The sequence below is a fragment of the Ruminococcus sp. 8Y-12 genome (assembly GCF_058119865.1).
Window position 1 is genome coordinate 1,611,615 of the sequence record NZ_CM176623.1, and the last position, 25,294, is coordinate 1,636,908.

The window sequence follows — 25,294 nt, forward strand, 5'->3', positions numbered from 1 at the left end:
GGTATGGTGAAAAAGATATTGGCACTGGCGTTGAGTATGGCTATGGTTTTTTCAGTATTGCCGGCAACTGCACTGCAGGCTGCGGACAATGGACCGGAAATGGTTGTCCGGGAAGAGCCTGCGGTGGCAGCGGCTTCCGAGGAGGAACTGGGAGAAAATGTTGCCAGGGCAGCTAAGGCGGGGGCAAGTTATACGAATATTCATGGCGTTTCACCGGATGCAATGAATGATGGGCAATTTGCCACAGAGGCACCGGAAACCAGCTGGAACAGTTGGATTGACAATGATGATGATATATATCCGATAGAAGTAAGTCTGAGCTGGGAACAGGAGTATGAGCTGACAGCTATGCGCGTCATGTGGTGGGCGGACAATGCTGTTATTACATCAAATGACAATGTAACCTTTCCAAAGAGCTGCTATGTGGAGTATCTGGACAAAAACGGCGTATGGCAAAAGATCTCAGATGTGGGAGTAGAGTATGATTCAAGCTCCAACAACGGAATCAACGGCAATAATAAACTGTGGAATACGGTAAAATTCCCTGAAAGCATTACCACCAAAGGCCTGCGCATGTATATAGAGCGCAGTGGAAGCGGCAGAAACGGTGTGGGCATCAGCGAGTGGGAAGCATTTGGCACAAAGGTACCGGATGAAATTGGCGTTGGAGAAAATATTGCGCTGAATGCAACCGTGTTCACTGGACATGATTCCGATGCTGATCCGAATGAAGTTAAAATCAATGATGGCAAACTGGCCGAGGGTCAAGATATTAATTGGAACTCTTCAGGCTTCACACCAGATCCGGTAAATGTGGACTTGAAATGGGAGAAGCTTCAGGAAGTCAACAGTATGCAGGTTATGTGGTGGTCGGACGGCAGCGATGTCAAGTTCCCCAAAAACTGTACGGTTTCCTATTTAGACGAGAAGACGGAAAAATGGGTGGATGTCACCGATATGGTGAATGAAAGCAAGGAAAGTGTAAGCAAGGTTGGCGTGAAGTACACAGAGAAAGATGGTGGGGTTTACGATAACAACCGCTACTGGAATGGCGTGGCTTTCAGAAAACCTTTTAGAACGAAACAGCTGCGCCTGACCGTTTACCGTGCTGAGGGCTCTGCAGATACAGCCGGCATAGGCATTGGCGAGTGGGAAGTTTTTGGAAAAGTGGTGGGCGTTTCGATTGGGCAAGGACAGAATATTGCCCGCATAGCAAAACCGGATGCCCAGTATGAAAATACACCGGTAACCAATGTGAACAATGGTAAGCTGGCCACCGGAGATGCGGGAACATCCTGGAATACCTGGAACAATCCCAACGCCTATCCTACTTGGGTTACCTTAGAATGGGAAGATCCCTATCTTCTGGAAAGCATGCAGGTTATGTATTGGGCAGATAATGCAACACTAACAGCAAACGGAAATGTTACCTTCCCAAAGAGCTGTTTTGCTCAGTATTTGGACAATGCTACCGGAGAGTGGATAGACATAACGGATATGTCGAACGAGGACAATGAGAATGTCTCATCTGTAGGTGTTAAATTTAATGGTAACAGCGGCGGTATCAACGCAAACAACCGCTACTGGAACGGCGTGCAGTTCAATAAAGCGGTGAGAACCACCAAACTTCGTCTTTTGATTGACCGAAATGGCAGGGGCAGCAATGGCGTAGGAATTGGGGAATGGGAAGTATTTGGACAGAGAATCACCGACGAGCTTTTTGGCGCCAAGATTACAGGTAAGGACAAGATTGCGGAGGAGGAAACGGCAGTCTATACCGGTTCCACATCACCTGCCGAGGTGGGCGATAAGGTAACCTACGCTTGGTCTATTTCTCAGGAGGATCAGGATAAGATACAGATTCAGGGCAGGACGGATGAACCTACCGTTTCTGTAAAGGGTTTGAAGATTGGTACCGGCACACTGAAGCTTACAGTCTCAGACGGACAGCTCACCAAGGAAAGAGAATTCTCTGTACGTGTGGAAGGTGTTGAGAGCATTGACCGGTATGTCACCACCACGGCGGCAGGCAAGGCCCCCATACTTCCGGAAACAGTAGTGGTAAACGGGATTTCCTTTGATGATCCCACACCCTCTCTGAAGAGTACCACAAAGCCGGATTTTGACTTTGCCGAGACTTTTGATTCCAAGCTGATGGCTGTCACATGGGAAAACGTGGACCCTGCAAGCTACGGGGCAGATCAGGTGGGCAAGACGTTTACCGTAAAAGGAAAAGTTCAGTATGGGGATCTGAGTCTAGACGCGTTTGCGGACATCACGGTGAAGGAACCAGCGGTAACCGCAGTGGCAAACAGCACCGTCACCTTTGAAAATGTCCAGCTAAACGATATCTTCTGGTCACCGAAGCAGAAGGTAAATGCATTGAACTCTCTGAACAAGGCGATTCTGGAGATCAGCAAGTCCTCCGGAGGAGAACCCAATTTTGACAATGCGATCAAGAAGCTGAACGGACAGCCGTACAACGCTTTTTCAGGCTATGTGTTCCAGGATTCCGATATTTATAAGAGTATCGAGGCAATTTCCTACACACTTTCCGCAACCCAGAACGACAACAGTGAGGAGATGTCTGCACAGAGAGCCACTCTGGAGAAAAAGCTGAATGAGTGGATTGAAAAAATAGGCAAGGTTCAGTATGCAGATGGATATATCGACACCTTCTTTACGCTGAGAAGCAAAACAAATCCGGGAGGAGGCTCCCAGGGGACCCACCGCTTTAGAAATATGTCAAACCATGAACTTTACAATGCAGGCCATTTCCTGGAGTCTGTGGTTGCCTACACCCGTTACCGGGAAGGCATCAATGATCCGGACTACCGGCTCTATGTGACAGGCAAACGCTTTGCAGATCTGATTGTTAATCTGTTTGGACCAAATGGTAAACGCCATGAGGTACCGGGACATGAAGAGGTTGAGCTGGCGCTTGTGAAGTTTGGAAAGCTGGCTGAGGAGTACGAGGGGGAGGGAAGCGGTCAGAAATATTTTGACACTGCAAAGCTTCTCATCGACCGGCGAGGCGAGAGCTCATCCCTGAGAGAGAGTGGTTATAGAGGCAACGATTACTCCCAGGATGCAAGACCCTTTGTCAATGAGACAAACGGCGTAGGCCATGCCGTGCGTGCCAACTATTTTTACGCAGGCGTGACGGATATCGCCACCCTGCTGGAGGACGGCGATGAGGATAAGGCAGCATACCTGAAATCCCTGGATGCTATCTGGGACTCTGTGGCCAACAGAAAAACCTACATCACCGGAGGTATTGGCGTAAGGACACATGGCGAGGACTTCGGCAATGACTATGAGCTGCCAAACAACAACTCTTACTGTGAGACCTGTGCGGCAATTGCATTGGCAAACTGGAACCAGAGGATGAATCTGGTACATGAGGACGCGAAATACGCGGACGTTGTAGAGCGAACACTGTACAATGCCATTTTGGTGGGAACAAACCTGGACGGCAACCGGTTCTTCTACAGCTCACTGCTTGAGGTTGGCAATGGAAACGGACGTTCCGAGTGGTTTGCATGCGCATGCTGCCCGCCAAACCTTATGAGAACCATTGCTGCACTGAGCGGTTACATGTACACGGTTCATAAAGACAATGTGTTTGTAAACATGTATATCGGAAGTGACGGCAAGGTAAATGTGGACGGAACCCAGGTGGATCTGAAGCAAGAAACAAATTATCCATGGGACGGAAACGTGAAGCTCACGGTCAATCCGGCAGCAGAAAAAGAATTTACCATGAAAATCCGTATTCCGGGATGGGTACAGGAGCAGAAGAACAAAAACGTAACCATTCAGGTGAACGGCGAAGCGGTGACGGAGAAAGCGGAAAAAGGTTATGTAGCGATCCGCAGAAACTGGAAGAAGGGCGATGTCATTGCCATTGATCTGCCCATGGAAATCAGAAAGACAGAGGCAAACCCAAAGGTTACCACAAACGCAGGCAGGATTGCCCTTGAGAGAGGCCCGGTGGTCTACTGTATGGAAAAGGCAGGCAATGCGCAGCTCAACAGTGAGATCAGCAATTTCAACCCGCTCAACTTTGTGATCCCGAGAGATGCGGATCTGAAGGCAGAGTACAATGAAACCCTTTTGAAGGGTGTTGTGGAGATCACGGGAGATGTCACCTATAACAATGGTTCAGAAACCATTCCGGCAAAGCTCCAGGCAGTACCTTACTATGCGTGGAACAACCGGGGAGATAATGATATCTATGGACAGAATAACGGCACCAAGATGCTGATCTGGACCAAGGCAAGCGGAGAGGCCCCGGACAGGGCGGTTGAGGAAGCCATAGAGAAGATCAATGCCATCGGAACCGTGGAGGCCACAGAGGCATGCCGGGCCAGGATAGAAGCGGCACGCGCAGCGTATGATGCGCTGAGCGAGGCACAGCAGGCAAAAGTGACAAACGCAAAGACTCTGACTGACGCAGAGGCTGAGTATGATCGTCTGATGGAGGAGGAGCACGCAGTAGAGTGGGCAATTCAGCTGATCGACCGCGTGGGCGTTGTTAGCCTGGATTCCAAGGCAGCCATTGAGGCAGCCCGTACAGCCTACAACGGACTTAACGACGAGCAGAAGGCGCTTGTGACAAACCTGGATGTACTGGAGATAGCAGAAAAGACGCTTCAGAAGCTGGAAGCAGATAAGGTAAGTGCAAACAAAGTGGCAGAACTGATCGGCAAGATCGGTGAGGTTACTTATAATTCCAAGCAGGCAATCGAAGCAGCCAGAAAGGCATTTGACCAACTGACCTCATCCCAGAAGGGCATGGTGGAAAATCTGGACAAACTGACCACAGCGGAGCAGGCATACGCAGCTATGACAGCGGGTGATGAGGCTGCGGCTGGTGTGGTTGCAGATATGATCGCCGGACTGGACTCCATTGACGCAGATTCCAGAAATGTCATTCAGGCAGTGCGTGCAGCATACGATGCACTGACTGGAGAACAGAAAAAGTTGGTTAAAAATGTAAATGTTCTGACAGCAGCGGAGAAGGCTATTGAAGGATTGGAAAATAAGGCTGCGGCTGACGAGGTATCCGCTCTCATTGGAGCATTGAAGAATGTGACTTTGCGAGACGCCTCCAAGGTGGAGACAGCCCGTGCGGCATACGAAGGACTCACCTCTGCCCAGAAGGCGCTGGTGACCAATGTGAATGTCCTCACAGCAGCAGAGAGTACACTGAAAAAGCTTGAGCAGCAGGCAGCAGATAAGGATAAGGCCGATGAGGTGATGGTTCTGATCAGCAGAATCGGCTCAGTGAACAGTGAGTCTGAGGATGCCATAGAAGCGGCCCGCAGGGCATATGAAAAACTTACCGATGCGCAGAAGGCGCTGGTGAGCAACGTGGATATCCTGACGGCAGCGGAAAAAGCTTTTGCTGATCTGGGAGCTGACAAAAAAGCAGCGGACAGTGTGACCGCTCTGATTAACAAGATCGGTACTGTGGGACGGGAATCCGGGGAAGCCATTGAGGCAGCCCGCAAGGCGTACGATGCTCTGACTCCGTCTCAGAAAACAATGGTAGGAAATTTGGATACACTCACAAAGGCTGAGCAGGCTTATGCCGGAATGACTTCCGGGGATGCAGCGGCAGCAGGTGTGGTGGAAAACATGATCCGAAATCTGGGAACCATCACTCTGGACAGTGAGAATGTCATCAAGGCAGTCCGCGCAGCATATGACAGCCTGACGGATGCTCAGAAGTCACTGGTAGGAAACGCGGAGGATCTGGCAAAGGCAGAGAAAACCCTGACTGATCTGAAGAACCAGAAGCCGGAGACTCCGGTACAGCTGGCTGCACCTGAGGTGAAGTCTGTAAAGAGCAGTATTTCCAAGAAGGAAGCCGGCAGGGTAAAGATCACAGTATCCAGGGCTGAGGCAGGACAGACTGTGGAGGTATACCGCAAGGTAGGAAGCAGCGTGAAGCTCGTAGGCTCCACCACAGGAACCTTTGTATACGATGCAAAACCTGTGAGCGGAAAGAAGGCAAGCTACTACGCAAAGGCAGTTTCCAAGGATACGGCCAAGTACACAGACAGTGCGGACAGCAAAGCGGTTAGCATTACATTACCGGCAGATACCAGGAAGGTGACGGTAAAAGCACTGGGCAGGAAACAGGTACGCATCACCTGGTCTAAGGTGAAGGGTGCTAAGAAATACTACATTTATCGCTCTGCAAGTAAAAATAGCGGTTATATGAGGATCGCCTCTCTGAAGGCTGCCAAGCGCACATATACGGATAAGAAGGCCAAGGCAGGGAAGAAGTATTACTACAAGATAGTAACACAGAAGAGCGGTGGTTACAGCGGAGGAAAGATATCCAGAGCGGTGAAGGTAAAAAAATAAGTGGAAGTGTGAAGCTGCTAGACAATAACTGACAGGAAAATACTGGCTTCAGCATACATGTTGATGTTGAAAGCCAGTATTTTCATAATAGTATGGATCAACAGGCTAAGAAAAGGAGTTAAGTATGAAAAGACAATTGTGGAAAAGAGCAGCGGCTTTGTTTACAGCCGGCGTTGTTCTGGCTACCTCTGTTCCTGCGGGGAGCCTGACGGTAAACGCGGCCGAAAAAAAAGAGGTTAGCTATGAAGAAATCCGGCCATATTATAATGTGGACTGCGGGGATTTTGACGTGACCACACCGCCTGCCGGAGAAGACTTTGGCAAATTTCAGAGCGTCACGGAGCAGGTCTGGGGGGAGGATACCGGTACAGGATATACTTGGGGAATTGTCGATGACTATGACGTGACCCCGCCGGAGGCAAACCTGAACCCCAGTAATGGAGAGGGGATTCGCACAAACTGGACCTGGGCCCAGGAAAACGGGGGATACACCGTAGATTCTCCCAAGACAGCCACAAACCGTTACACCAAAAACCAGTGGGAAAGCAGCGGTTCCTTTGGTCAAACCCGTAAATTGGACTATACTTTTGAGCTGCCAAAGGGAACCTATGACGTGGAGCTTGCCTGTGTTGACCCATGGAATTGTTCAAAAAAACCTACGATTTTCCTGAACCTGGATAAGGATTCCCAGGTGGACTTTGGGGAATGTGCAGCGGGTAATAACGTAAGCAGGGAGATCAACCTCTCAGATGGTGAGGATTTGACCGTAAACTTCCGCGCACAGGGGGATAATAATAAGGCAATCAATGTATCTTACATAGTAATTTCAAATCCGGAATATAAGAATCTGTACAAGGCATATACAGCCGCAACCGTGGAGGGCACTGCAAAGGGGAACTTTGAGCTGCCCCAGGGTACTGGTGAGACAGCCATTGCGTGGACCAGCTCCAATGAGAATGTGATTCAGGTAAATGGTTCAGTGGCTGAGGTGACAAGAGGAGACAGAGCAGAAAAGGTGACCTTAACGGCTGTGATTTCCGACAGCCAGTACTTTGTGAAAAAGGAACTGGAAATCAGAGTACCTGCCGAGAACTCGGTAGACAGCAATGTAGCTATAAAGGAGTTTCCAAATACCAGCGTGGAGATCACTGATGACTACTATGTAAACTCCTACAACAAAGAGGTGGACTACCTGCTGAGCCTGGAAACAGACCGCCTGCTTGCGGGTTTCAGGGAGACAGCCGGATATGCCGCTGGCTATGACGAGGCAAAGAGAAAAGAGCTGATGCGGAACCAGACCAGGTATGACGGATGGGAAAACACCCTGATCGGAGGCCACACGATTGGGCACTATATGTCAGCGATCGCACTGGCATATGCCAATCCCCAGGCCACACAGGAGCAAAAGTCAGCCCTGCTGGCAAAAATAAATGCCTGCGCGGACGGACTGAGGGAGTGCCAGGAACTCACAAAGGGAAGCAGCCGCTGCAAGGAAGGGTTTATCTTCGGAGCTACCATACCCAACCCTGATGTATTGGAGAGCCAGTTCAACAATTACGACGGTCAGGGAGCCAGCAGCGGCCACTGGGTGGCCTGGTACACCACACACAAGATCTTGGCCGGACTGGTGGATCTCTATAAATATGCGGGCAATGAGACAGCGCTGAAGACAGCCGTGGATCTGGGAATCTGGACTTACAACCGTGCGAGCCAGTGGGATGCCGCCACAAAGCAGAGAGTGCTGAATGTGGAGTATGGCGGAATGAACGATGCGTTATATGAACTGTACGCCTGCGTGGAAAACAACCGGGAATACAGTCAGTACAGCAGTAAGATTCTCAAAGCTGCAGAGCAGTTTGACGAGACCAGCTTGTTTGAGCGGGTAAAAAGCGGCGGAAGCAACATTTTAAATGGCAAACACGCCAACACTACCATCCCCAAATTTGTCGGTGCAATAAAGCGCTATCTGGTTTTGGGGGAGGATGAGAGAGTCTATCTGGAATACGCCGAAAAGTTCTGGGATATGGTGGTCAGCCATCACACCTATTTGACGGGCGGAAACAGCGAGAACGAGCATTTCGGTGCAGACGATGTCTTATACGGTGAGCGCACCAACGTAAACTGCGAGACCTGCAACACTTACAATATGCTCAAGCTCACCCGGGATCTCTACCGGGCCACCGGGGATAAGAAATATGCCGACTACTATGAAAATACTCTGATCAATGCTATTATGTCCTCCCAGAACCCGGAGACTGGCATGAGTATGTATTTCCAGCCTATGGCCACTGGATACCAGAAAGTGTTCGGAAAACCCACCACAGATTTCTGGTGCTGTACCGGAAGCGGAATGGAGAACTTTATCAAGCTGAACGACAGCATTTACTTCCAGATGGATAACAGTGTCATTGTCAACCAGTACCTGAGCTCTGAAGTGACCTGGGAAGAAAAGAACGTAAAGCTGGTGCAGACATCAGGCATCCAGCGCATTGAATCCGAGGAATCCGTGATAAAGGTAGAGGCTCTGGATAACACACAGAAGTCCGCAGTACAACTGGCCCTGCGCATTCCGGACTGGGTAGCGGATCAGGGCAATACCATGAAGGTCTGGGTTAATGAAACAGAAGTGTCTGCCCCGGTATACTTTGACTTTGAAGGCAGAGAAGCCTATGGAGATGCCGTGAAGCAGCATGGATACATTGCAGTGAATGTAAAAGGCGGCGACACCGTAAAGGTACAGACACCTATGGAGACTGCAGCCTTTAACCTTCCGGACGGCGATGGCGTGAATACCTATGCATTTAAGTACGGCCCCGTGATGCTCAGCGCAAAGCTTGGAAATGACCCAAGCAAGCAGACAGAGACCTCCCACGGTGTGGCAGTGCGCAAGCCTTCCACCAGCGCGGTTACAAGTGACCGGATCAGCATCTACGGAGCGGACTCAGTAGAGGCGTACATGAAGGATATCGACAAAAACATGGTGCGCACAGCGGGCAATGTGTTCCGCCTGCAGGGAGCAAACTGCACCTATGATTTTGTACCCCACTATAGCCAGTACACAGACAACTATGGAATTTACTGGACCTACTATGTAGGGGCCAAGGATTCGGCATCCATCATAAGTGAAAAGGATGTCAACCGGAAAAACCGGGTTACCATAGACAGCCTTCAGGCAGGGTATGGTCAGTATGAGCCGGGTCTGGACCCGAACACAGGAAATGTGGGAAGCTCTACAGAGCACATCCGCTATGCAACAGCCGGCGGATACTTTGAGTATGAGATCAAAGTGGATGCCAAGGAGAAAAATTACCTGATGCTGACACTGAGAAGGGAAGATGACGGTAAGCCCCTCAAGGTGTCCTCAGGCGGCGTGACGCTGTTTGAAAGCTCTGCCTTGGACAGCAGCGCTAAAGAAGCGGAGCAGGGACTGTTATCGGACAGCGACTTTAAGAAATACTATCAGATGAGAGTGGAAATACCGGAAACAGTGATGGGCACCAAGTATCCAAACAGTGAGGGCTTCGATGTGGTTCGTTTCCGGTTTGAGGGTACCGCTACAGAGGCTTCCGCCTGCCTGTACAATTGGTCCTACTGCGTAAGAGGATACCAGGATACCAACAAGCTGAAAAGTCTCAAAGTGGAAGGACAGGCTGTGGACCTCCAGTCCGGAAGCTATACCCTGAAACTGGACAGCGCGAAGGACACCTTTAACGTTCAGGCCGAGATCGAAGACAGCAAGGGATATGTGGCAGTAAACGGAAAGGCCTTTGAGGAGGCACAGGATGCGGAGATTGAACTTACCGGCTACAGCGGAAGCTACCGGGTGGAAGTATATGCGGAGAGCTTTGAACTGGCGGATTCCTTTACCATCCAGGTAAAACAGGATACCTCAGACATTGATTTCAGCAAGAACATAATAAAATATTATTCCTTTGATGAGACACTGGATGACGCCAAAACCGTTAAGAAGGATTCTGTGCCTCCTGAAATAAACAAAACGCCTGCTTATACGGACGGGGCTAACGAAAAGTCTGGAAAGGCTCTGAGCCTGGACGGCACCTATGGTCTTCTGATGGGCAGTGCAAAGGATTTGGGCGAGAGCTATACAGTATCCTTCTGGATGAAGCCCGGAAATATTGGCAAGGACGTAGACCCCACTTTCTGTGCAGGAACCTTCAGCCCGGAATATTGGCTGAGCGCTACCTTTGACGCAAAGCTTTGGTCAAAGAACGGGGACTATATAGCCACAAATTCATCCAATGCCTACCGCAGCGGGGAATGGCAGTATGTATCCATCGTAGTGGACGCCAGCAAGGCCGGCTCCCAGGACGGACGAGTGACGGGAAGCCTGTATGTAAACGGACAGATGGTATCCAGCGGAGATGTGGCAAAGGGAATCATGACAAACAATGGCGCTAAGCTGTACTTTGGCGTAAACGCCTGGGATGCCTACTATAAAGGAGCACTTGATGATCTGATCATGCTGAATACTGCACTTGGCAAGCGTGAGATCAACGCCTTCATGGACGGAACGATCGGAACAGACGGAAAGGTTCAGGAACCTGAACCGGATGACAGGGAAGAGATTGCCGCAGCGAAAGCTACCTTACGGGAAAAAATCACAAAGGCGGAAGCATACCAGGCATCAGACTACACTCCCGATACCTTTGGCGTGCTGGAGACAGCGATTGAGGACGGAAAGAAAGTTCTCACAGATGAAGCCGCCACACTGGATGAGGTGCTTGCAGCAATCACGGTACTGGATGAGGCCGAAGAGGGATTGGAGAAAGCAGAGACACCCGAACCGGAGCCCGAACCAAAACCGGAGCCAAAGCCGGAACCTAAACCGGAACCCAAGCCTGAGCCCAAACCAGAACCCAAGCCTGAACCATCCGTGCCATCCTACGTGGGCAAAACAGTGACGGTTGGAAATTACCGCTACCGGATCACCAAACAGAATCAAAAAACCGGAGAAGCCTCTTTTGCAGGTGTGAAGAAAAAGAAAACTTCTGTGACCATTCCGGCATCGATTAAATACAAGGGAATTTCCTTCAAAGTAACCAGCATAAGGACAAGTGCAATGAAGGGAAATACCAAGGTGACAAAACTGGTGATCGGCAAAAATATTAAGACCATCGGCAAAAAAGCATTTTATGGATGTAAAAAACTGAAGAGTATACGATTTGCAGGGAAAAACGTAAAGAAAATTGGAACAGGGGCATTTTTGAAGATCTACCCCCGGGCAGTGGTGAAGGTTCCAAAGTCGGTAAAGAAAAAATATAAAAAAATGCTGACAAAGAAAACAATCAATACAAGGACAGCAAAAATAAAGTAACCGCTGCATTTTAGAACAGGTAACTCCGGCAAATCAGGGGCAGAGGGAGGGAGAAAGAGAAAGCCCCGGGCCGTCAGAAAAAAAGGAGGAATAAATTATGGGAAGTAACCGGAAAGTTTGGAAACGGATTTTAACCACCTCATTGTCAGTGACTATGTTGGCAGGAAGCCTGCCCTATCAGGCGCTGGCAGCGACGGAAGTACCCGTCTATGAGGAAAATGCGGAAGTGACACTGGAGTCAGTGCAGACAGGCCGCGAGGCAGACCAGGTCATCGCCAGCTTTAACTTTGACAATGAACAGGACGGACTGACAGGCGCAGGTGCAAAGGCAGAGGTCAGAGGGAATGTTCAATATAGAGACTACATGGATGGTAAGGCGTTGTATCTGGATGGAAACGGAGGCCATCTGAGTGTTACCAAAGAGTCGGGTGAGAGCCTTCTCACGGGAGTGGAGGAACTAACCATCTCCTACGACGCAAAACCGGACCGGACAGAGACCAACTGGATGTTTTACGCAGCTCCCAATGAGAATGGGCAGACATACAACGTTGAGCAGTACCTTGGAATCATGGTCCAAAATGGTAATACCAAGGCGGAGCGGTACAAGAACTCTGGAAGCAGGCCCGCTTGCCCAAACCCCTCTACCGGAGCTGACTGGGCGCATGTGGATGTAGTGGTTGCTAAGGACCGCACAGAGGTTTACGTAAACGGACTCTTGAAAGACAGCGCTGCCAGCAGCATCGCAGTGCCGGACATCCTGGGGGACAAGAGCATCCTCTATATCGGCAAGGCAAACTGGGGAAACGGCGAGTACGCGAAGGCATGGATCGACAATTTTGAGATTCGCAGCAGGGCAATGTCAGAGATGGAGATCGCCGAAAAGCAGGGGATCGAGCTCTCAGCTCTAAAAGGCGTGACCAGCGACAGCCTGTCCATTATCACAAGTGAAGTCAATGCGGACACCAAAACCGCAACCCTGTACGTCAGCAAAAGCAACACCAAGACGGATGATTTTACAGCAGTTCCCCTGAGTTTCCAGATGGTGGCAGGAGCAGAGATAGAGGGAGGACAGCAGGATACCTATGACCTGACAAAACCTGTGACTCTATCTATCAACCATATGGGACAAAGCCAGGCATGGACCGTTCAGACTGTGCTGTGCAACAGCCCGGTATTGCCGGGAGAGTTTGCGGACCCTGACATAGATGTATTCAACGGCAAGTTCTACATCTACCCCACAACAGACGGGGTTGAGGGCTGGGGCGGTTACCTGTTCCACGCATTCTCCTCTGAGGACCTGGTGAACTGGGAAGACGAGGGTGTGATCCTGGATCTGAAAGCCACCGAGAGCTATCAGAATGAAAAGGGAGTGGAAGTAGCCACCGTTCCATGGGCAAGCGGTAACGCCTGGGCGCCCAGCATTGAGAAGAAAAACGGCAGATATTATTTTTACTTCTGTGGAAATAATGGAAATGCCAAGGCCATCGGCGTTGCTGTGGCGGACAGCCCTGCAGGACCCTACACAGTCAAGGAGACTCCTCTTTTGACCATTGAGGACTGCCAGGCTGAGGGCATCAAGATGGGACAGGTGATTGACCCGTCAATCTACACAGAGGATGACGGCACCTCCTACATGCTGTTTGGAAACGGAAATCCTGCCATCGTACAGCTGGGAGAAGACATGATGAGCTGGGTCCCGGGCACACTGAAAAACTACAGCGGAGCCAATGGATTCCGCGAGGCCATCACAGTGACAAAGAAGGACGGAAAGTATCACTTTACCTGGTCCCAGGATGACACAGGCAGTGAAAACTATCAGGTGAATTATGGTGTGGGTGACAATTTGTACGGACCTATCACATACAAATATCCCATTCTGCAAAAAGACACAGATAAGGACATCAAGGGAACCGGACACCATTCCGTACTCCAGGTCCCCGGAAAAGAGGAATACTATATCGCCTATCACAGGTTTTTAACTCCTCTTGGACAGGTTACAGGAGGATTCGGCTACCACAGAGAGACCTGTGTGGACAAGCTCACCTTTGGTGAGGATGGCCTGATCCAGAAAACAGCACCCACGCTGGAGGGAAATCAGACACCTGTGGTTTTAAATACCGTTCAGGTTTCTTACACAGCGGGAGAGCATGGAACCATTCAGGGCGATCTGCAGCAGAGTGTGATCGTGGGAACAGAATCCAACCGGGTTACTGCAGTTCCTGATACTGGGTATGTATTTGAAAAATGGAGCGACGGTATGACAGATCCGGTCCGCTTTGAGAAAAATGTGCAGAGCGCGGCTGCCTATACAGCAATCTTTAAGGAAGAACCCAAGGCGACTGTCACCTATGAGGCAGGCATGGGAGGAACCATTGAGGGCGAGACCGTCCAGATCATTGACAAGGGTGGTTCCACCACAGAGGTCACCGCAGTACCAAAGGAGGGATATACCTTTGTACAGTGGAGCGACGGCGTGAAGACACCTAAGAGAAGCGATAAAAATGTACCTTTATCCATGAGTGTACGGGCGGTGTTCAAAGCAGCAGAAGAGACCGTGATCGCGGCCTTTGACTTTGACAGCGAGACCGATGGCTTTAAGGGGAACGGGGCAGTGGCGAAAGTAAACGGAGCCGGGACGCTCACAGGCAGCTACCCGGGAGGCGGAAAATCCGTAAGCTTAAGCCGCAATAACTGGCTGAACCTGGAGAAAGAGGATGGAAGCGCACTGCTGAAGGGACTGGAGGAGATTACCGTATCCTACGACAGCAGGGCGGTGAACTACCAGGCTGGATGGGCCTTCTTCGCAGCTCCCAATACCAATAAGCAGACTTACAACAGCGAGCATTACCTGGGCATCCTGGACAAAGGAACCAAGGTGACAGCGGAGCGCTACAACAACAACGGCTCCAGACCGGCTGTGTCCCAGGCTGATTCCACTGTGGAGTGGAAGCATGTGGATATGGTAATCGAAAGCGGCAAGACCACCCTGTACATTGACGGCAAGAAGAAAGCGGAGACACCAAGCAGCCATAAGCTCAGCGATATCTTAGGTGAGAGCGGCGGCATTGTTCAGATCGGAAAAGGAAACTGGGGAGATGGCGGCGAGTACTTCAACGGACAGATTGACAATCTGAAAGTTTACAGTGTTGCAAGGACTCCGGAAGAGCTGGCTATCCCAAATGAAGATAAGGACATTGTAGCCAGGGCCAAGGCAGGACTGGAAATTCCGAATATGGATGACATCCGCGGAAATATCACACTGGTGGAGACACTGGAGGGGGCAGAGATTACCTGGCAGAGCTCTGATCCGGCCGTGATCACAGATAAGAAGAATGGCGATAAAGAAGCCGGTGTAGTGTCAAGAGGAAAGACAGACAAAAAGGTTACACTGACCGCCACGATCCAAAAGGGCGAGGCAAAGGACAGCAAAAAGTTTGTCGTAACCGTGGCAAAAGCACCTGAAGAACTCAAGGAAGACGATTTTACAGCATATCTGTTCGGAAGCTTTACGGGAACCGAAGGGTCCAGGACAGATGAGCAGATCTACTTTGCAACAAGCAAGGACGGATATTACTATACAGACCTGAATGACAAGAAGCCTGTGCTGGAGAGCCCCATCGGTGAAAACGGAGTCCGTGACCCCTATATTCTCCGCTCCGCAGAGGGAGATAAATTCTTTATGATCGCAACGGACCTGAGCATCTACTACCGTGGGGGCTGGGGAAATGCAAGCGCCACCACCACAGGAAGCCGTGACCTGATTGTATGGGAGTCCACAGACCTGGTGAACTGGTCAGAGCCCCGCGCAGTGGCCGTAGGACCTCTGGATGCAGGCTGCGCATGGGCTCCTGAGGCAATCTACAATGAAAAGACCGGAGAGTATGTGGTCTACTATGCCACAGCGCATGTAATTGACGGAAAGACGGATCAGGATCTGAGAATTTTCTCCACAACCACCCGTGATTTCGTAAGCTTCACAGAGCCCCAGGAGTATATCTGGAGAGCCAAAAACCGCTCCATCATTGACACAACCATGATCTGGAATGCAGAGGACGGATACTACTACCGCGCTTCCGCGGACGGACAGATCACCCTGGAGAGAAGCAAGGATATCTTTGGGGAGTGGGAGAAAGTGACCACCTTAAATGACTTAGGACTGGGCGGAGACATGACAGGCGGAAAGCTGGAAGGCCCGGAGCTGTTTAAATTCAACAAAAAGGACTGGGTGGACGGAAAGCCTACCTATGGACTTTACACTGACCAGTATGCTGAGGGAAAAGGATATCTCCCGGTGATCACTACAGATCTGAGTGATGCCACAAATGCAAATAAGTCCTGGAAGAAACTGTCCAGCAACGAGTACAGCTTTGATGCTCTGAAAAAACGCCATGGAACCATTTTGAACCTCACCCAGGAAGAGTATGACAGGGTGATGAAAGCCTACCACAGCGCGAACCTGACCTATGAGGCCGGGGAGGGCGGAACCATCCAGGGTGAAACCTCCCAGAATGTAATCATAGGCGGAGATGCCAAGACTGTAACCGCAGTGCCAAATGAAGGCTATGAATTTGTAAAATGGGATGACGGAGTGACCACCGCAGCCCGCACGGACAAAAATGTGAAAGCCGATAAAACCTATACGGCGATCTTCCAGAAAAAAGGAACTCCTGTAGAGAAGGTAACCATAACCTACAAAGCAGCAGAGGGCGGAAAAATTGAAGGAAAAGCCAGCCAGCCCATTGATAAGGGAAGCAGCACGGAAACCGTAACCGCAGTGCCAAACGAAGGTTATGAATTTGTAAAATGGGACGACGGATTGACAACAGCCAGCCGTACGGACAAAAACGTGACCGAGAGCAAGACCTACACCGCCATCTTCCAAAAGAAGGAAATCCCTGTGGACAAGGTTATCTTGACCTATAAGGCAGGGGAGGGCGGAAGCATCCAGGGTGAAACCTCCCAGAATATAGTCATCGGAGGAGATGCCAAGACCGTAACCGCAGTGCCAAACGAAGGCTATGAATTTGTAAAATGGGACGATGGTGTAACCACCGCCAGCCGTACTGACAAAAACGTGAAGGAGAGAAAGACCTACACCGCAATATTCCAGAAGAAGGAAATCCCGGCAGAGCAGGTGACCGTAACCTATGCAGCCGGTGAGGGCGGCCGTATCGAAGGAGATGCAGAACAGACCATCACCAAGGGCGGTTCCGCCACAGCCGTAAAGGCAGTGGCAAACGCAGGATACACCTTTGTGAAATGGAGCGATGGCAGGACAGAAGCCAGCCGTGCGGACAGCAATGTGACGGAAACCAAAACCATTACCGCTGAGTTTAAGAAGGATGCAGTTGTGGAGAAGCCCAGGGTAGAGCTCAGCCAGAAGAAGATCCAGATGGGCGTAAAGGAGAAAGTGACCTTAAAAGCCACGGTACTTCCGGCGGGATCATCCCAGAAGGTAACGTATAAATCCAGCAAGAGCTCTGTGGTAAAAGTATCCTCCAAGGGTGTACTCACAGCCAAAAAGACCGGAAAGGCCACCATCACCGTGACATCCGCAAACGGGGCTAAGGCCACCTGCAAGGTAACGGTGAAAAAGGCACCTAAGAAATTCAGCCTCACTGCAAAGAGCAAAACTCTGAAAAGAGGAAAGACCTATCAGATCAAAGCCAAATTCCCGAAGGGAACCTACAGCAACAAGCTGACGTTCAAATCCAATAAAAAGTCAGTGGCAGCGGTTTCCAAGACAGGAAAGGTGACAGCCAAAAAGAAAGGCACAGCTGTGATCACAGTGAGCACCTTTAACAAGAAAAAGGCAACCATTCGGATTAAAGTAAAATAACAGGTCTGCTTGTGCGGACAGTCTATAGTTAAAGGGCAGGGAAAGGAGGGGGAAGCGGAAACTTCCGCCTCCTTTTCTTAAGACTCTTAACTATGAAAAAATAAGGAGGAAAAGGTTATGCAGAAAAGAGCGCTATTTAAAAAGTTTATTGCTCTGGGCCTCACAGCAGCTCTGGGGGCAGGCAGTATCCTGCCTGTTACAGCAGCGGAAATGACGGTGGAGGAAAAGGCGGGCGGTTCCATGGCCATGCTGGCCCATTATCCCCTGCAGGAAGACGCAGAGGATATTTCAGGAAATGAGAACAACGGACAGATCCACGGATCTGTCACATGGGAGGACGGACTGGTGCTTCCGGGAGGAAGAAAAACCAGTGACAGCAGTGCGTCCTATGTCACCCTGCCGGAGGGCATGCTTGACAAAAAGGATGAGGTGACTATTTCTGCCTGGATCAAAAGCAATACCAACAGCGGAAACTACAGCGCTCTGTTTTTCGGCACGCCTGCACAGGGCAATCAAATGCCGTTAAACTACTGGCTGTTCAATCCCACCAATCCAAACGGACTGTTTAAATCCGTGTTTACCAACGGCAATAACGTGGATGCGCCCTACCAGACGGAGGCCGGCGTCACCAGCGCAGCCACCACGGCGTTTAAGGGGGAATGGACCCACTACACCACGGTGCTGACAGAGGACTCTGTGACCGGATATATCAATGGGGAAAAGATAGGGACAGCGGCGAAAACGAAAACCACATCGGATTTCGGAACCGGGCTGCAGGCCTATATCGGGCGCTCCAATTATCTGAATGACAATACCTACGGGGGAGGATTCCAGGATGTCCGCATTTACGACAGCGCTCTGGCGCCGGCTCAGGTGGAGGAGGTCTATCTGGATACCGACCAGGTGAACGCAAATGTAAAGGCGAAAGTGCTGGGCGGCATTGCCGACAGGCTGAGCCTGGATGACTACCTGGATTACGGGGTCCTGTGCAGAGAGGACGGAATAAAGCTTCCGGAAAGCTTCTATGGGGCTAAGGTAAGCTGGACCTCTGATCACAAGGATATCATTTCCGATGAGGGTGAGGTCACCCTTCCCACTGCCACCACGCAGGTGAACCTGCAGGCGGAATTAGAATTGGGAAATTCTGTAGAGACAAGGAGCTTCCAGGTGACCGTTCTGGCCAAAGAAGGGCAGATTGCCTACTGGAAGGAACACATGAAAGTCCCCTACGTGCTGGACGCCAAAACCGTCCTCCCGGTTTCCCTTGGAAAAGTGACCATTGACTGGTCCCAGGAATCCTGCATCGCTGCGGACGGGACTGTGAATCCGGACTTTACCGGGAAAAAGCAGGCGACCCTCAAGGCGGTCCTGCGGGATGGAGCACAGGAGGAAATCATGGAGTTCCCGGTATATATTCTTGGAAAGGATGCAGTTTATGCCCAGACTTATACGCGCACCCCGGACGGGGACTATGGTGTGAATCTGGCCTACAGTATGCATCTGGCGTACAGCGCGGATGGGGTGAGCGGATTTACAGCCTTGAATGACAACTCAGGCCTCCTCTATATGAGAGCAGCCACCAACTCCAATGAGACCATGACCAGAAAGGGAATGAAAAACCCATATCTCTTCTACTGCGAGGACGGAAGCTTCGGCGTGGCAGCCACCAGAGTAGAGGTGGGAGGAGAGACAGACGGACAGAAGGCTTCCTCCATCATGTTCTACACCTCTGAGAATCTGATGGCCTATGAGGAAGTGGGATTCCTGGATATGAAGACAGATAAGGCAGTGCAGAGTCCTGTCTGTGAGTTCGATTCCGCAGCAGGAGTCTACCGGATTACCTGGAACGACGGGGAAGGGAATTACTATGAGAACACAGTGGAAAGTTTAAACGCGGACAGCGCGGTTTCTGAGCCTGTTTCTGTACCGGCTCCCCAGGTCCGCAGAGCAGATACGGGAATCGCCGGAGCGGTGGAGGGCAATCTTCTGGCGCTGGAAAACGGCATTGGTACCAAGCTCAAAACGAAACTGTCCAAGCTGGTAAACACTGGAATGGAGGTTCCGGAGAAGATATTGGCAACCTCCAGGGAGGATGTGGAGAAGGTGAGGGCAACGGCGCTCTACAACGACGGCTCCACGGCCTCCAAGGCAGTGAACTGGGATCTGTCGGGAGTGGATTTTGAAACCTCTGGTAACTACACTGTAAAAGGTACCGTCACACAGCCCACTTTCCACAATGAAAACTATCTCTTCTATAAACGCCCAGACCCGGAGATGGTAAAGTACAACGGGAAATTCTACTTTATCTCCACAGATGAGAACGGACAGAGCAGAATCTACATCCGCGTCAGCGACACCCTGGCAGACATCGGAAGTTCCGGGGAGTCCCTGATTTTAGACGGGAATTCCTATCCGGATCTCTTCAATACATGCCTGTGGGCACCTGAGCTGCATGTGATCGGGGAGGACCTGTATCTCTTTTTCTCGGGAAGCCTTAGCATCTGGTCCGGCGTACAGTCCTTTGTGGCGAAACTCAAAGAGGGCGGAGATCCCACAAGACCGTCGGACTGGGAAAAACCGGTGCGCGTGAAGGATCAGAATGGGAATAACATCTATGAGGCATCTGAGGGAATCACACTGGATATGACTTACTTCGAGGTAGCCGGACAGGGCTACGTGGTTTGGGCACAGCGTCAGTTTAACCCAGTGGACACCGGGTCCTGGCTTTACATTGCCACGGTTGACCCCAAAGAACCGTGGAAGCTGACCAGCGACAGGGTGTGCATTTCCAAGCCGGACTATGGCTGGGATAACAACAATACCTTTGTGGATGAGGGGCCCTTTGTGATCCAGAGGGATGGAAACATCTTCCTGACCTTCTCGGGAGCCGGGGTTGACCCCACATACTGTGTGGGCATTCTGACAGCCAAGGACAGCGACAATCTTCTGGATGCATCTGTGTGGACAAAGGGCAACTATCCCATTCTCACCTCCCGCTCCGTTCCGGGCCAGTATGGACCAGGACACAACTCCTACATCTACGATGATGACGGAACATTGTACAATGTGTATCATGCACAGTGGAACAAGGGAGCCAGAAGCGCCAGCATCCGCAGAGTGCATTTTGACATAGACGGTATGCCCGTACTGGACCTTGTGGAAGAGCGAGATCTGGTGGATGCATATAAAAATGTCACCATGCAGGTACAGGTCTATGACCCCAACCAGCAGGTGACGGTGACCTATGAGGCGGGCGAGGGCGGCAGAATCGAAGGAGAAGCGTCCCAGACCTTTGGCATCACAGGGGATGCCAAGACCGTAACTGCAGTGGCTAAACCTGGTTATGTCTTTGAGCAGTGGAGCGACGGACAAAAAGACGCCAGCCGTACGGACAAGCAAGTGATGGAGAGTGTGACTTATAAGGCGATTTTCCGGAAAGTGGAAGTGCCCGCACAGCAGGTAACCGTCCGCTATGTGGCAGGTTCAGGCGGAAGGATTGAGGGAACTGCGGTTCAGACGATTCAAAAGGGTGGTTCCACCGCAGCCGTAAAGGCCGTGGCAAATGATGGTTATACCTTTACAAAATGGAGCGATGGAAGAACAGAGGCAGTTCGTACAGACAGCAATGTCACAGAATCGAAAACCTATACGGCTGAATTTAAAAAGGCGACAGTACAGCCGGAAAAAGTGACGCTGGCGAAGAAATCTATCCAGATGGGATTAAAGGAAAAAGTATCCTTAAAGGCTAAGGTACTGCCATTGGCCGCTTCCCAGAAGGTGACATGGAAGTCCAGCAAAAAATCAGTGGTAAGTGTATCCACCAAGGGAGTTCTGACGGCCAAAAGGACCGGAAAGGCAGTGATCACAGCCGCGGCATCAAACGGAAAAACGGCTAAATGTACCGTGACTGTCAAAAAGGCGCCCAGAAAAGTCATCCTGAACGTTAAAGCAAAGAAACTGAAAAAGGGAAAGACCTACCAGATCCGCGCGAAACTGCCCAAGGGCACCGCAAGCTTTAAAATGACCTATAAATCCAGCAAAAAGTCAGTAGCAGCGGTATCGTCCAGTGGAAAGATAACCGCAAAGAAAAAAGGCAGAGCTGTGATCACGGTGAAGACGTATAACGGGAAGAAAGCGAAACTGACTGTGACTGTTAAATAGTTGGAAAGGAGAACGCTATGAAAAAAGAGAGACTGGGAAAGGGGATTCTGTCCCTTGCAATGGCGGCTGTGCTGGGCGCAGCCTCCTTCCTGCCTGCCGCAGCGGCCTACCCTGCAGGGGAGGACGTCTGGAAGGCAGCGGAACAGACCAGCATGGAAGCAGAGATGCTGGCACACTATCCTCTTCAGGAGAACGCGGAGGATATTACAGAAAACCACAATGATGGGAAAATAAACGGAAATGTTACCTGGAGTGAGGGCCTGGTACTGCCGGGAGGAAAGGGCACTGGCGATGCCGCGGCATCCTATGTCACCCTTCCGCAGGGCATGTTTGACGGGCAGGATGAGCTGACCATCTCCGTATGGCTCAAGAGCAATACGAACAAGGGAAATTACAGCGCCCTCTTCTTTGGCACGCCGCCCCAGAGCAGCAACAATATGCCCTTGAATTACTGGCTGTTTAATCCCACAGACCCAACCGGGTACTTTAAATCCGTATTTACAGACAGCAATAAAACCAGCGCACCCTATGAGACGGAGGTGGGTGTCACCTCTGCAAGCACAGAAGCGTACAAGGGAGTCTGGACGCATTACACCACCGTACTCACTGAGGATTCTGTGACCGGATATATCAACGGGAAAAAGATTGGGACTGCGGCAAAGACAAAGACCACCTCAGACTTTGGAACCGGCCTGCAGGCCTATATCGGTCGTTCCAACTATCTGGCAGACCAGACCTACGCGGGCTCCTTCCAGGACCTGCGCATCTACTCCGGCGCTCTGGACGCAGACGGAATCCGTGACGTATACGCGGATACCGGGTATGTGACTGGGGAAATTCAGGAGAAGGTGGAGGCAGAGGCCTGGACATTGGTGAGCCTGGATAAGGCGCTTCCCCAGGGTATGGTGACGGATGAGACGCCGCTTGCTCTGCCAAAGCAGATCGGATCATCCCAGATCACATGGAGCAGCGACCACCCGGAGATTATTTCCGGGGAGGGAAAGGTAGCGCTTCCGGCAAAATCCACCACAGTCACCCTGACCGCGGCTGTGAAAGGTTCCGCCAAGACAGCAGAGAAGAATTTTGCAGTGCACGTAAAGGGCAGGGAGTCTTCGGCCAAGTACCTGATCAGCTACAACAACAGCCAGGAGAGGACGGACCTGGGGATGAGCCTGCATCTGGCTTACAGTGAAGACGGATCTGCATACACGGCGCTGAACTCCAACACCGGAATCTGCTTTGCAAAGAATTCCGGTTCTGCGAAGGACAACAACAAGAATGTGCTGAATGCCCCGTACATTTTCCCCAAAAAGGACGGCGGATATGGGATGATCGCTGCAAACAGCAGCAGTGCCTCAGTCTATCTCTTTGATTCAGAGGATCTGGTGCACTTTACCAATGAGAGAACCCTGAAAGTGAGCAGCGGTCCGGTAGTACAGGAGCCACGCTGCAGCTACGATGAGGAAACAGACACCTATCTGATCCAATGGAAAAACGGATTGACCCAGTATGAGACTGTCTCAGCGGATCTGAAGACCTGCGGGGAGACACGGGAGATCCCCTATGTGGAGGAGGTAGTTCCAGCTGCAGGCATCCCTGAGGGGGCAGTGGTATCCCAGATCCTGGAGGTAACCCCAGAGGAATATCAGAAAGTAGTGGACAAGCTTGGCCCAGTCACCAACACTGGAATAGAGGAAGTAAAACGGACCCTTCAGGAGGGGAGCAGTGTGGATATGGCACAGCTTTTGCCCAAGACGGTTACCCTGGACTACAGCGATGGATCTCAGAAGGAGATGAAGGTAGTATGGGAAGAGAAGGATGTTAAAGACATCCGCACCGACAAGCCCGGAACGTATCAAGTGAAGGGCACGGTACAGCAGACCCAGTATGAGAATCCCTTTATTGAGCAGAGGGCAGATCCATGTATCCTGAAGGGGGATGACGGATACTATTACTTTACAGCTTCCTACCCCATGCTGGGTGACAAGGACATGAACGGATACGACAAAGTGGTGCTGAGGCGTTCCAAGACTATTGAGGGACTTAAGGATGCGGAGGAAGTAACGATCTGGGACTGCGATGGCACCACAGGGATGTACCGGTACATCTGGGCCCCGGAAATCCGCCTGATTGCCGGAGACTACTATATTTATTACACTGCAAGTGTGGAATCCTGGAATGTGTGGGGAATTCGCCCCCATGTTCTCAAATGTACGGACCCTGAAAATATCATGAATCCGGCCTCCTGGGAGGAAGAGGGCAGGTTCCAGGCTGCTGCCGGGGATACAAAGGCATTCACCAACTTCTCACTGGATATGACCTATTTTGAGAACAACGGCCACCACTATGCGATCTGGGCCCAGACGGATGAGTGCTCCAGCCTGTTCATGGCAGAGATTGATCCTGAGGAACCCTGGAAATGCACCTCAAAGAGCATTCGCCTCAGCTATCCGGACTACAGCTGGGAGAGAGTGAATGAAAATGTAAATGAAGGCGCCTCCGTAATCAAGAGAGACGGGAAGATCTATATCGCCTTCTCCGCCTCCGGCACAGGACCGGAATACACCATCGGACTGCTGAGCGCAGATGCGGACGCAGACCTGATGGATGTGAATTCCTGGACAAAACAGGGCTATCCGGTTCTGACCTCCGCGGATGTTCCGGGAGAATACGGACCAGGGCACAACTCCTTCACTGTGGATGAGGATGGAAATGATATTTTCGTATACCACGCCCGCTCCGAGGAGTGTTACCGTGACCAGTGTAACTGGGCAAACCAGGGTCCTCTCTATGACCCGTGCCGCGACGCCAGATTAAAAAGAGTGCACTGGGCAGCAGACGGTACCCCTATCCTGAAAATGACGTATGGACAGGAGCTGGCCGAGGAGTTTCGAACCATCACCGCTCAGGTGACGGTTCAGGCCAAGGAGAAACCCGAACCCTCTGAGCCGGAGACACCCTCCACAGAGACACCGTCCACGGACAAGCCGGTAGAAAAGCCATCCGTACCCATGGCCTCAAAGGTCATCCTGAGCAATAAGACGATACGGATGGGGCAGAAGGAAAAGGTGAGTCTGAAAGCAAAGGTGTATCCAGCAGGAGCAGAGCAGAAGGTGGTTTGGAAATCCAGCAAAAAGTCCGTGGTCAGCGTATCCTCCAAAGGCGTGCTGACTGCAAAGAAGACCGGAAAGGCTGTGATTACCGCCGCAGCGTCAAACGGCATCCGGGCAAAGTGCACGGTGACTGTGAAAAAAGCTCCAAAGAAACTCAGCCTTACCACAAAGGCCAGGACTCTGAAAAAGGGCAAGACCTATCAGATCAAAGCCAAATTCCCGGCGGGGACCTACAGTCATAAGCTGACCTTTAAGTCCAGTAAGAAGTCTGTGGCAGCAGTTTCCTCCACCGGAAAGGTGAGCGCAAAGAAAAAGGGAAAAGCGGTGATCACCGTAAAGACCTTTAATGGGAAAAAGGCAAAAATTAAGATAACCGTCAAATAATCCAGGGACGTTTCTCTGGGAAACACATTGAGCATCCGGCAGTAACCCGACTTTTGAGGGCTGCTGCCGGAAAGCGATGCAGAG

Annotated in this window: 5 protein-coding genes; all 5 read left to right on the forward strand. The window is 51.0% G+C overall.

Translation table 11 applies throughout. The features are described from left to right. The first annotated feature begins 3 nt into the window (after positions 1-3). Positions 4-6,378: a beta-L-arabinofuranosidase domain-containing protein gene (locus AC0THY_RS06115; protein WP_489993555.1), complete on the forward strand. Its 6,375-nt coding sequence runs from the start codon at positions 4-6 to the stop codon at positions 6,376-6,378. Positions 6,379-6,502: 124 nt separating this feature from the next. Further along, on the forward strand, positions 6,503-11,713 hold the full coding sequence (locus tag AC0THY_RS06120; protein ID WP_489993556.1) for a beta-L-arabinofuranosidase domain-containing protein: 5,211 nt from the start codon (positions 6,503-6,505) through the stop codon (positions 11,711-11,713). A gap of 97 nt (positions 11,714-11,810) precedes the next feature. Further along, positions 11,811-17,552: an InlB B-repeat-containing protein gene (locus AC0THY_RS06125; protein ID WP_489993557.1), complete on the forward strand. Its 5,742-nt coding sequence runs from the start codon at positions 11,811-11,813 to the stop codon at positions 17,550-17,552. Between the two features lie 117 nt (positions 17,553-17,669). Then, the gene (locus tag AC0THY_RS06130) at positions 17,670-21,713 is read left to right on the forward strand and encodes a family 43 glycosylhydrolase (RefSeq protein WP_489993558.1); all 4,044 of its coding nucleotides are present in this window, start codon (positions 17,670-17,672) and stop codon (positions 21,711-21,713) included. 17 nt (positions 21,714-21,730) lie between these two features. Continuing rightward, entirely contained in the window at positions 21,731-25,210 is a 3,480-nt protein-coding gene (locus AC0THY_RS06135) for a family 43 glycosylhydrolase (protein WP_489993559.1), read from the forward strand. Positions 25,211-25,294: the final 84 nt, after the last annotated feature.

Excerpts from the sequence above, each read along its gene's own strand:
- AC0THY_RS06115 (WP_489993555.1), top strand. The coding sequence starts at position 4 with ATGGTGAAAAAGATATTGGCACTGGCGTTGAGTATGGCTATGGTTTTT.
- AC0THY_RS06120 (WP_489993556.1), top strand. The coding sequence starts at position 6,503 with ATGAAAAGACAATTGTGGAAAAGAGCAGCGGCTTTGTTTACAGCCGGC.
- AC0THY_RS06125 (WP_489993557.1), top strand. The coding sequence starts at position 11,811 with ATGGGAAGTAACCGGAAAGTTTGGAAACGGATTTTAACCACCTCATTG.
- AC0THY_RS06130 (WP_489993558.1), top strand. The coding sequence starts at position 17,670 with ATGCAGAAAAGAGCGCTATTTAAAAAGTTTATTGCTCTGGGCCTCACA.
- AC0THY_RS06135 (WP_489993559.1), top strand. The coding sequence starts at position 21,731 with ATGAAAAAAGAGAGACTGGGAAAGGGGATTCTGTCCCTTGCAATGGCG.